The following is a 9,973-nucleotide window of genomic DNA, read 5'->3' as shown; positions in this document are numbered from 1 at the left end:
GCGCAGCGACGCAGGTTCGCTGGACATGGGTGCACAATATTTCACCGCTCGTGACCGGCGTTTCGCCACCGCCGTGAAGCAATGGCAGGCTCAAGGGCACGTCGCCGAGTGGACGCCCTTGCTCTACAACTTTCACGGCGGCAGGCTCAGCCCATCGCCGGATGAGCAGGTGCGCTGGGTGGGCGAGCCAGGCATGAGCGCCATCACCCGGGCCATGCGCGGCGACTTGCCAGTGTCATTCTCGTGCCGCATCACCGATGTGTTTCGCGGAGAGCAGCACTGGAACCTGCTGGATGCCGAAGGCGAAAACCACGGCCCTTTCAGCCATGTGATCATCGCCACCCCGGCGCCGCAGGCCACTGCTCTGCTGGCTGCCGCACCGAAGCTGGCAAGTGTGGTGGCAGGCGTCAAGATGGACCCGACCTGGGCAGTGGCCCTGGCCTTCGAAACACCCTTGCAAACGCCCATGCAGGGTTGCTTCGTGCAGGACAGCCCGCTTGACTGGCTGGCCCGCAACCGCAGCAAACCGGGGCGCGACGACACGCTCGATAGCTGGGTCCTGCACGCCACCAGCCAATGGAGCCGGCAGAACCTCGACGCCTCCAGAGAACAGGTTATCGAACACTTGCACGGCGCATTTGCGGAATTGATCGATTGCGCCATGCCCGCGCCAGTATTCAGCCTGGCGCACCGCTGGCTGTATGCACGACCTGCCGGCTCTCATGAATGGGGCGCGCTGTCGGATGCCGACCTGGGCATTTATGTCTGTGGCGACTGGTGCCTGTCGGGTCGCGTCGAAGGCGCCTGGCTGAGTGGCCAGGAAGCGGTACGCCGACTGCTGGAACACCTGCAATGAATCAGATCAACCCTCGCAAACTGCTGCTGTCGAAATGGACCGCAGCCACCCCGCTCAACCGGGAAAAACATTTTCTGGTGACTGAGCTGTTCAAGGATGAAGAAGGCACTGTGCTGGAAATCGAACTGCAGGCCGTGCTGACCCAGCGCAGCGAACGACTGCCGTGGCAGGTGCTGCAGCAGGCGGATACATGGCGGATGGGCTGGAAGTAGCGGGTTTGCCCGGATTCAGATGATTATCGTGCCGATGCTCCGCGTCGGCATGCAGTTCGTGACGCTCTGCATCACAGGATGCGTGCGAACGCAGCTTTGGCACTGGCCAGTTCAGAGCAGTCTTCAAAACCCTCTACAAAGAATTTGACTTGTACACCTATCCCCCTATGATGAAGACAAGTTGTACAGCGCTAACTATCTGTACAAGTCTTCTGTAGAGGTGACCGATGCCAATGTCCGCAATCGAAAAACCCAAGCTCGGCATCAGTGCCTGCCTGATGGGTGCCGAGGTTCGCTTCAATGGCGGACACAAGGTATCTCATCTGTGTACGCAGGCGCTGAGCAAGTATTTCGATTTCGTCCAGGCGTGCCCCGAAGTCGCTATCGGCATGGGTATCCCGCGCGAGCCGATCAGGCTGGTGGGCGACGCGGAAAACCCCAAGGCGCTGGGCACCGTCAATCGTGAGCTGGACGTTACCGAGGCGCTCGCCAATTACGGCATACAGATGGCCGATGAGCTGGGTGATATCTGTGGTTACATTTTCATGCAGAAATCCCCGTCCTGCGGCCTGGAGCGAGTCAAGGTCTACCGCGAAAACGGTGCCCCGGTAGACGGCGGCGGACGCGGTATCTACGCGCAGGCCTTTTGCGAGCGCCACCCCAACCTTCCGGTCGAGGAAGACGGGCGTCTGAATGATGCCGTGCTGCGGGAAAATTTCGTGACCCGCGTGTTTGCCTATGCCGCCTGGCAACAATTGTTGAAAGACGGCGTCACCCGGCGTGCACTGACCGAATTTCACTCGCGCTACAAATACCAGCTGATGGCCAATGACCCGGTGCAATACAAGGCACTGGGCAAAATGCTTGGCAGCATGGGCCGCACCGACCCGAACGAAATCGCACCGCTGTATTTCAGCGAGCTGATGGCGGCGCTGAAGAAGTGCGCAACGCGTCGCACTCATACCAACGTCCTGCAACACCTGTGCGGCTACTTGAAACAAACCATCAGTGCCGAGGACAAGCAGGAAATTCAGGAAGTGATCAGCCAGTATCACCAGGGCATCGTCCCCCTGATCGTACCGCTGACCCTGCTCAAGCATCACTTTCGCCAACATCCGGATCCGTATGTAGCGCTGCAGGTGTACATGCAGCCCCATCCGGAAAACCTCAGCCTGCGCAATGCGATTTGACTCATGAATGAAACAGACACAGAGGTGCCGGGCGACTGGCTGCCTATCCGCGAGGTCGCACGGCAGACAGGCGTCAATGCCGTTACCTTGCGCGCCTGGGAACGCCGTTACGGACTGATCGTTCCGCACCGCACCGCCAAAGGCCATCGGCTGTATTCGGACGAGCATGTGCAGCGCGTCATGAAGATTCTGACCTGGCTCAACCGTGGCGTCTCCGTGAGCCAGGTCAAAGGCCTGATCGATGACAACCGTCAGGACGCCCTGCCGCCGACCAACGACTGGGACGCCTTGCGTCAGACCCTGCTGGTGGCGATCGGCGAGTTGGCTGAACGCCGGGTCGATGACGTGTTCAATCAGGCGATGTCGCTGTACCCGCCACGCACATTGTGCGAACAGCTGCTGTTGCCGCTGCTTGCCGAACTGGAGCAGCGCTGGCAAGGCAAGTTCGGCGCACAGCTGGAGCGCACTTTTTTCTACTCTTGGCTACGCAGCAAGTTTGGCGCGCGGATCTATCACAACAATCGCCAGCTCAATGGCAGCCCTTTGTTGCTGGTCAATCAGTCCGATCTGCCGCTGGAACCACACCTGTGGCTCGCGGCCTGGCTGGTGAGCAGTGCCGACTGCCCGGTCGAGGTGTTCGACTGGCCATTGCCGGTCGGTGAGCTGGCGCTGGCCGCGGAATACCTTAAGCCACGTGGCATATTGCTGTACTCCAGCAAAGCCCTGAATGTGGCCCAACTACCCCGCTTGCTGGCCAATATCACCTGCCCCGTGGTGCTGAGCGGACCAACGGTGCAGATCCATAACGCCGAGCTGCTCGTACAGGCTAGCGAGATAGCTGGACTGACCCTTGCCCACGACGCACTCGGCGCGCAGATAGAGCTGGGCAAGCTCGGACTTATCTAAGGACTTCTCATGCAACTGATCTGGCTGCGTAGCGACCTGCGCGTTCACGATAATACTGCCCTGACCGCTGCCATGGAGCGCGGTCCGACGCTGGCGGTTTACCTGCTCAGCCCGGCACAGTGGCGCAGCCACGACGATGCTGACTGCAAGGTGGATTTCTGGCTGCGTAATCTGGTCGAGCTGGAAAAGGCACTGGGCGCGCTGAACGTACCGCTGTTGATTCGCGAGGCCGATACCTGGGATCAGGCACCTGAAGTGCTGTCGACACTGTGCACGCAGCTCAAGGTCGAAGGCCTGCACCTCAATCAGGAATACGGCATCAACGAAACACGCCGTGATCAGGCGGTGCAGAAGGCGCTGGAAAAAGCCGGTGTGCAGGTCACCAGTTACCTTGATCAGCTGTTGTTCAAGCCGGGCAGCATACTGACCAAGACCGGCAATTATTTCCAGGTGTTCACTCAGTTCAAGAAAGTCTGCTACAACCGGATGCACCAGGCCATGCCGCAGCCGGTGCGCACACCCAAAGCGCAGCAATCACTGTCGATCAAGAGCGACTCGATCCCTGATCAGGTCGAGGGCTTTGCCACGCCCTCGAAAGCATTACGTGACCTGTGGCCAGCAGGCGAGGCCGAAGCCAGGCGGCGCATGGCGACCTTCGCCGACGCGCAAATCAGTTACTACAAGACCGAACGCGACTTTCCCGCCAAACCCGGCACCAGTCAGCTGTCAGCGTATCTGGCGGCAGGGGTGATTTCGCCGCGCCAGTGCCTGCATGCGGCGCTGGGCAGCAACCAGGGGGAATTCGAGACCGGCGACGTTGGCACTGTGACCTGGATCAACGAGCTATTATGGCGAGAGTTTTATAAACACACGCTGGTCGGCTACCCTCGTGTATCACGGCATCGTGCCTTCCGCCCGGAAACCGAGGCGTTGAAGTGGCGCGATGCCCCCGAAGAACTGCTGGCGTGGCAAGAGGCGCGTATAGGTCTGCCGATTATTGACGCAGCGATGCGCCAGTTGCTGGAAACCGGATGGATGCACAATCGGCTAAGGATGGTCGTTGCGATGTTCCTCACCAAAAACCTGTTGATCGACTGGCGCGAGGGCGAGCGGTTTTTCATGCGCCACCTGATCGACGGCGACCTGGCGTCGAACAATGGTGGCTGGCAGTGGAGCTCGTCCACCGGCACCGACTCGGCGCCCTACTTCCGTATTTTCAATCCGTTGTCGCAGTCGGAACGCTTCGACCCAGAAGGCGTGTTCATCAAACGCTGGCTGCCGGAACTGGCGGATCTGAATAAAAAGCAGATTCATGACCCCGCGTCCATCGGCGGCCTGTTTGATGCTGCCGACTACCCGAAACCTATCGTCGATCTGAGCAAAAGCCGCGCCCGCGCCCTGGCAGCGTTCAAAGCGCTTCCAGCCCGCCAGCCCGCTGCGGGAATTGAACATGACTGATTTCCTGCATCGCTTCGCCGAAGGCTTTGCCGCGCTGAACAAGGACAACCTTGATCAGATCGCCGAGCTGTACAGCGACGAAGTGTCGTTCAGCGACCCGATGCATGACATCCATGGCCTTGCAGCCATGCGACGTTATTTCGACGAGCTGTATGCCAACGTCCAGGATCTGCACTTCGACTTTCATGCCTTCGATGAAGTGCGCCCCGGCGAGGGCTATCTGGCCTGGACCATGAGCTATTCGCACCCGCGTCTGGCTGGGGGCCGGACGATTCGTGTCGAAGGCTGTTCGCACCTGAAGTGGCACGACAAGGTTTATCGACACCGGGATTACTTCGATGCCGGTGCATTGCTCTACGAACATCTGCCCATCATGGGTCGAGTCATCCATTGGCTGAAGAAGAGGTTGGGATGAGCACTCCTGTTGCACGACGCATCTGGTTGACCGGAGCTAGCAGCGGCATTGGTCTGGCGCTGGCCAAAGAACTGCTCAACGCCGGACATCGGCTGGCGTTGACCGCCCGTACGCTTGAACCGCTGCAGAACCTGGCGACTGTTTACCCGACCCAGGTGCTGCTGGTGACAGGCGACATCACCGAGCCTGCGCAGGTCAAGGCCATGGCCGACCTGATCGCGCAGCAATGGGGCGCGCTGGACACCGCCATCTTCAACGCGGGTACCTGTGAATACATCGACGTGCGACAGTTCGAAGCGGCAATGGTCGAGCGCGTGGTGCGCACCAACCTGCTGGCCAGCAGTTATTGCATCGAGCAAGCACTGCCGCTGCTACGCAAGGGGCATCAGCCGCATCTGGTCGGCGTGGCCAGTGCGGTGACCTACCTGGCGCTACCTCGCGCAGAAGCCTATGGCGCCTCGAAAGCCGGCCTGCGTTATCTGTTCGAAGCGCTGCGTCTGGACCTGGCCAGCGAGAACATCGACGTGACCGTGGTCAGCCCAGGATTCGTCGACACGCCCCTGACGCAGAAAAATGATTTCCCCATGCCGATGCGCTGGCCTGTCGAGAAGGCCGCCAAACATATCGCCAGCAAACTGGGGCGCAACAAACGCCCACTGGATATCGCGTTCCCGGCGCTGTTCATTTTCAGCATGCGCGCGCTGGCAATGCTCCCGGCACGCGCCAGACTGGCCCTCGGCAAACGTATGGCGCGGACCGAGTCGTCGAATAAGGATGCGCAATGAAAATCGCCGTCATTGGTAGCGGGATCGCTGGCCTGACCAGTGCCTACCTGCTCAACCGCGCGCATGAGGTGACAGTGTTTGAGTCCTCCGACTGGGTCGGCGGGCACACTCATACGGTGGAAGTGCAGGTCGAAGGCCGGGCTTACGCCATTGACACCGGTTTCATTGTCTTCAACGACTGGACCTACCCCAATTTCATTCGCCTGCTGAGTCAGCTGGGTGTTGGCTTCAAGCCCGCCGAAATGAGCTTTTCGGTGCATGATCCGCGCACTGGCGTGGAATATAACGGCAACAACCTTAACAGTCTGTTCGCCCAACGCAGCAACCTGCTGTCGCCCAGGTTCTGGGGCATGCTGCGCGATATCCTGCGTTTCAATCGTCAATCGGTCGATGACCTGGAAAACCAGCGTATTTCGGCCGACACCACGTTGGGCGAGTACCTGAAGAGCGGCGGCTACGGGCAGCGCTTCATCGATCATTACATCGTGCCCATGGGCGCAGCCATCTGGTCGATGTCGCTGGCCGACATGCTCGGCTTTCCCCTGCAGTTCTTCGTGCGCTTTTTCAAGAATCACGGCCTGCTCTCGGTCACCCATCGGCCGCAATGGTGCGTGATCGAAGGTGGCTCCAGAAGTTATGTCGAACCGTTGACGGCGTCGTTCCGCGAGCGGATTCGTCTGTCATGCCCGGTCACACGGGTCGAGCGCGACAGTGACGGTGTGACGCTGCACAGCGCCATGGGCAGCGAACGCTTCGACAAAGTCGTGTTTGCCTGCCACAGCGATCAGGCCCTGGCCCTGCTGGCTGAGCCGTCAAGTGCCGAGCAGTCGGTGCTCGGCGCACTGCGCTATGCCGAAAACGACGTGGTGCTGCACACCGATACACGACTGCTGCCCGAGCGCAAACTGGCCTGGGCCAGCTGGAACTACAGGCTCGGCGGCAGCGAACAGCAATCGGCAGCCGTCACTTATGACATGAACATCCTGCAAGGGATCGACAGCGACACAACCTTTTGCGTCAGCCTCAACCAGACCGCTGCCATCGACCCGACAAAAATCCTCGGCCGCTACCGTTACGCGCACCCGCAATACAGCCTTGATGCAATCGCCGCGCAGGCGCGCTGGGAAGAAATCAATGGCGTCGACCACACTTGGTACTGCGGCGCGTACTGGGCCAACGGCTTTCACGAAGACGGCGTGGTCAGCGGCTTGCGTGTCGCCCAGGCGTTTGGTGAAACGCTGTGAACAGCGCGCTCTACAGTGGCTGGATCAGCCACCGGCGATTTGCGCCGCGTGCCCATGAGTTCACCTATCGGATAGGCCTGCTTTATCTGGATCTGGATGAACAGGACAGCGTGCTGGGGCTTTCGCCACTGGCTGGCAGCAAGCGTTTCGCGCCCTTCTCGTTCCGCGAACGTGACTACCTGCCAGCGCTGACCGGGCAAGGCATGAGCCTCATAGAGGCGGTCCGCGAGCAGGTTGGCAAAGCGCTGGGCCGCGTACCATCAGGTCGTGTCTGCCTGCTGACCCAGGCACGCAGCTGGGGCTTGTCGTTCAATCCGGTAAGCTTTTTCTACTGCCATGAGGCAGACGGCACACTGGCAGGCATTCTCTGTGAAGTCACCAACACACCGTGGGGCGAACGCTACAGCTATGTGCTGCCCGCGACAGGTGAAGGACATCAGTATTTCGCGGTGGCCAAGGCCTTTCACGTTTCACCATTTTTGCCGCGCGACCTTGAATACCGTATGAGCTTCAGCCAGCCCGCCGAGCGGATTGGTGTGCACATGGCTGACTGGCAAGGCGAGCTGAAAATGTTCGACGCCACGCTCAACCTGACCCGCCAGAACCTCAGCCGCCAGACGCTGCATCGTTACCTGATCGCTTACCCGTGGATGACCGCCAAAACCTGTCTGGCGATTTACTGGCAGGCGATGCGTCTGCTGGTCAAGCGCATACCCATTTTTTCTCATCAGGCCGCCGACGGCGAGTACCGTGCTGCCGCCGCGCAAACCAAGGACTCACGCCATGAAAAGCAGTAGCAGTAGTTTTTCTGCCAATCTGGGCACCAATGGTCTGACGGCCAATATCCTGCGCCGAGGTGTTTTACGGCAATTAGCAGGACTGCGCAACGGCCAGTTGGTGGTTATCGAACGGGGTGAGCGCCATGTGTTCGGCAAGAACAACGCGCTGATTCAGGCTGAAATCCACATTCTTGATTCGGCAGCTTGGGGCATGGTTGCCAGCAACGGCTCCATCGGCGCTGGCGAGGCGTTTATTCACGGCTACTGGACTACTCCGGACCTGACGGCAGTGGTGCGGGTGTTTGTCAGCAATCTGGATGTGCTGGATGCAATGGAAGGCGGCGTGGCTCGCCTGACCCGTCCGTTCATTCATGCCCTGCACTGGCTAAATCGCAACACGCGCGAAGGCTCGCAGAAAAACATCGCGGCCCACTACGACCTGGGCAACACGCTGTTCGAGCAGTTTCTCGACCCGACGATGATGTATTCGGCCGCGCAGTTCCTCAGCGAAGACGACACGCTGGAACAGGCGCAGTTGAACAAGCTTGAGCGTATCTGCCAGAAACTTGCCTTGAAACCCACCGATCACCTGCTGGAAATCGGCACCGGCTGGGGCAGCATGGCTATTTACGCTGCGCAGCACTACGGCTGCCAGGTGACCACCACGACCCTGTCCAGAGAACAGTTCGCCTACACCGAGCGACGGCTGATCGAACTGGGCCTGCAGGATCGCGTGACGCTGCTGCTGACCGACTACCGTGACCTGACCGGTGAGTATGACAAGCTGGTGTCCATCGAGATGATCGAAGCGGTCGGCCATCGCTTTTTGCCCACGTACTTCAAGCAATGCGCGAACCTGCTCAAAAGCAACGGCATGATGCTGCTGCAGGCGATCACCATCCGCGAGCAGCGTTATGCTCAGGCCAAACGCAATGTGGACTTCATCCAGCGCTACATCTTCCCCGGTGGTGCTCTGCCCTCGGTGGCGAAGATGCTGGACATTGTCGGCAGCGATACCGACATGAACCTGCTGCACATGGAAGATTTCGGCCTGCACTACGCGCGCACGCTGCGCCTGTGGCACGACAACTTCAAACACGCGCACGGCAAACTGGCCGAACTGGGTTACGACGAACACTTCCTGCGCCTTTGGGAGTTCTATCTGTGCTACTGCGAAGGCGGCTTTCTGGAGCGGACCATTGGTACGGCGCAGTTGCTCCTGGCCAAACCCGATGCCCTGCGCGAACCCTTGCTTGGGCGCTTCAATGCTTAAATCAATCGCCAACGCGCTGCTCTTTCAGATCGGCTGGTTCGCCTGCGTATTGGGCGGTAACAGTTACTGGCTGCTGATTGCAGTCGGCGTGCTGGCGGTGCATTTTCTGTGGACCAGCTCATGGGCAGCGGAAGGCCGGCTGATCCTGACGGTTACGTTAATCGGTATCGTGCTCGACAGTGCCTTGATGACACTCGGCGTTTTCGACTTTGGCAGCGGCGGCTACCTGCTGCCGTTGTGGCTGGCGGTTTTGTGGTCGGTGCTGAGCACGACGCTCAATCATTGCCTGGCGTGGACCGCAAAGCCGCTATGGCGCGCCGCCGTGCTGGGCGCTATTGGCGGCCCGATGTCGTACTATGCCGGCTCACAACTGGCTCAGGTCCACCTTCCCCTCGGAGTGTGGCCTGGCATGCTGGTACTGGGGCTGGTCTGGGCGGGGCTGTTTCCCTTGCTGCAATGGCTGGTAGCACTCGCAGCCAGACAATCGGGAGAAACGCTCTGAACGCTACGCTCATTCCGCTCGCAGACATTCACAGCGAAACGGAAGTCACCTGCTCGACCTGCGCAGCTTGCTGTTGCCAACTGGAAGTGATGCTCATCACCGACACGGGCGTGCCTGAGCGCTACATTGATACCGACGAGTGGGGTGGCGAGGTCATGCTGCGTCTGGACGACGGCTGGTGTGCAGCACTGGATCGCAACACCATGATGTGCACGATCTACGAGAAACGCCCGCTGATCTGCCGTGAGTTCGAAGCCGGAGCAGAAGACTGCCTGAACGAACGCAAAGGGATTGCGACGGCTTATCTGTAATAAATACTGCTGACTTGACGTTTATTATCGTTCCCACGCTCC

Annotated in this window: 11 protein-coding genes and 1 pseudogene (1 of these 12 cut by a window edge); all 12 read left to right on the top strand. The window is 59.7% G+C overall.

From position 1 onward, the window contains the following. A pseudogene (locus ALO64_RS13550) lies at window positions 1-856 on the top strand (NAD(P)/FAD-dependent oxidoreductase); it begins 121 nt to the left of the window's first position. After that, window positions 853-1,068 carry a TIGR02450 family Trp-rich protein gene (locus ALO64_RS13545; protein WP_002552164.1) on the top strand — a complete coding sequence of 72 codons (216 nt, stop codon included), beginning with the start codon at window positions 853-855 and terminating at the stop codon, window positions 1,066-1,068. The pseudogene ALO64_RS13550 and the gene ALO64_RS13545 overlap by 4 nt, the downstream one beginning before the upstream one ends. Before the next feature lie 233 nt (window positions 1,069-1,301). Beyond that, complete coding sequence (locus ALO64_RS13540) at window positions 1,302-2,258, top strand: YbgA family protein (RefSeq protein ID WP_044343965.1); 957 nt, start codon at window positions 1,302-1,304, stop codon at window positions 2,256-2,258. 3 nt (window positions 2,259-2,261) lie between these two features. Further along, window positions 2,262-3,164: a MerR family transcriptional regulator gene (locus ALO64_RS13535; RefSeq protein ID WP_005733601.1), complete on the top strand. Its 903-nt coding sequence runs from the start codon at window positions 2,262-2,264 to the stop codon at window positions 3,162-3,164. Window positions 3,165-3,173: 9 nt separating this feature from the next. Beyond that, complete coding sequence (gene phrB, locus ALO64_RS13530) at window positions 3,174-4,622, top strand: deoxyribodipyrimidine photo-lyase (protein ID WP_044343957.1); 1,449 nt, start codon at window positions 3,174-3,176, stop codon at window positions 4,620-4,622. Next, window positions 4,615-5,037, top strand: coding sequence for a nuclear transport factor 2 family protein (locus tag ALO64_RS13525; protein WP_044343956.1), 423 nt, complete (start codon window positions 4,615-4,617; stop codon window positions 5,035-5,037). Before phrB ends, ALO64_RS13525 begins: the two co-directional genes overlap by 8 nt. Next, window positions 5,034-5,822 (top strand): SDR family NAD(P)-dependent oxidoreductase, encoded by a 789-nt coding sequence (locus tag ALO64_RS13520; protein ID WP_044294119.1) that lies wholly within the window; start codon window positions 5,034-5,036, stop codon window positions 5,820-5,822. The genes ALO64_RS13525 and ALO64_RS13520 overlap by 4 nt, the downstream gene beginning before the upstream one ends. Then, entirely contained in the window at window positions 5,819-7,066 is a 1,248-nt protein-coding gene (locus ALO64_RS13515; RefSeq protein ID WP_044343955.1) for an NAD(P)/FAD-dependent oxidoreductase, read from the top strand. The genes ALO64_RS13520 and ALO64_RS13515 overlap by 4 nt, the downstream gene beginning before the upstream one ends. Continuing rightward, a complete protein-coding gene (locus tag ALO64_RS13510; protein ID WP_004663913.1) occupies window positions 7,063-7,863 on the top strand; it encodes a DUF1365 domain-containing protein in 801 nt (266 codons plus the stop codon). Before ALO64_RS13515 ends, ALO64_RS13510 begins: the two co-directional genes overlap by 4 nt. Then, on the top strand, window positions 7,850-9,118 hold the full coding sequence (locus ALO64_RS13505) for an SAM-dependent methyltransferase (protein ID WP_044343954.1): 1,269 nt from the start codon (window positions 7,850-7,852) through the stop codon (window positions 9,116-9,118). The genes ALO64_RS13510 and ALO64_RS13505 overlap by 14 nt, the downstream gene beginning before the upstream one ends. Continuing rightward, entirely contained in the window at window positions 9,111-9,620 is a 510-nt protein-coding gene (locus tag ALO64_RS13500) for a DUF2878 domain-containing protein (protein WP_044343953.1), read from the top strand. Before ALO64_RS13505 ends, ALO64_RS13500 begins: the two co-directional genes overlap by 8 nt. Next, window positions 9,575-9,931: a YkgJ family cysteine cluster protein gene (locus ALO64_RS24350; protein ID WP_044294123.1), complete on the top strand. Its 357-nt coding sequence runs from the start codon at window positions 9,575-9,577 to the stop codon at window positions 9,929-9,931. Before ALO64_RS13500 ends, ALO64_RS24350 begins: the two co-directional genes overlap by 46 nt. Window positions 9,932-9,973: the final 42 nt, after the last annotated feature.

Origin of the sequence: Pseudomonas meliae, from assembly GCF_001400515.1 — a bacterium.
Lineage (GTDB): Bacteria > Pseudomonadota > Gammaproteobacteria > Pseudomonadales > Pseudomonadaceae > Aquipseudomonas > Aquipseudomonas amygdali.
The sequence above is the reverse complement of the archived record's forward strand: the minus strand, read 5'-3'. Positions and strand labels throughout refer to the sequence as shown.

Coding starts and splice junctions, on each gene's coding strand:
- ALO64_RS13520 (WP_044294119.1), top strand. CDS start 5,034: ATGAGCACTCCTGTTGCACGACGCATCTGGTTGACCGGAGCTAGCAGC.
- ALO64_RS24350 (WP_044294123.1), top strand. CDS start 9,575: ATGGCTGGTAGCACTCGCAGCCAGACAATCGGGAGAAACGCTCTGAAC.
- ALO64_RS13500 (WP_044343953.1), top strand. CDS start 9,111: ATGCTTAAATCAATCGCCAACGCGCTGCTCTTTCAGATCGGCTGGTTC.
- ALO64_RS13515 (WP_044343955.1), top strand. CDS start 5,819: ATGAAAATCGCCGTCATTGGTAGCGGGATCGCTGGCCTGACCAGTGCC.
- ALO64_RS13545 (WP_002552164.1), top strand. CDS start 853: ATGAATCAGATCAACCCTCGCAAACTGCTGCTGTCGAAATGGACCGCA.
- ALO64_RS13505 (WP_044343954.1), top strand. CDS start 7,850: ATGAAAAGCAGTAGCAGTAGTTTTTCTGCCAATCTGGGCACCAATGGT.
- ALO64_RS13540 (WP_044343965.1), top strand. CDS start 1,302: ATGTCCGCAATCGAAAAACCCAAGCTCGGCATCAGTGCCTGCCTGATG.
- phrB (WP_044343957.1), top strand. CDS start 3,174: ATGCAACTGATCTGGCTGCGTAGCGACCTGCGCGTTCACGATAATACT.
- ALO64_RS13535 (WP_005733601.1), top strand. CDS start 2,262: ATGAATGAAACAGACACAGAGGTGCCGGGCGACTGGCTGCCTATCCGC.
- ALO64_RS13525 (WP_044343956.1), top strand. CDS start 4,615: ATGACTGATTTCCTGCATCGCTTCGCCGAAGGCTTTGCCGCGCTGAAC.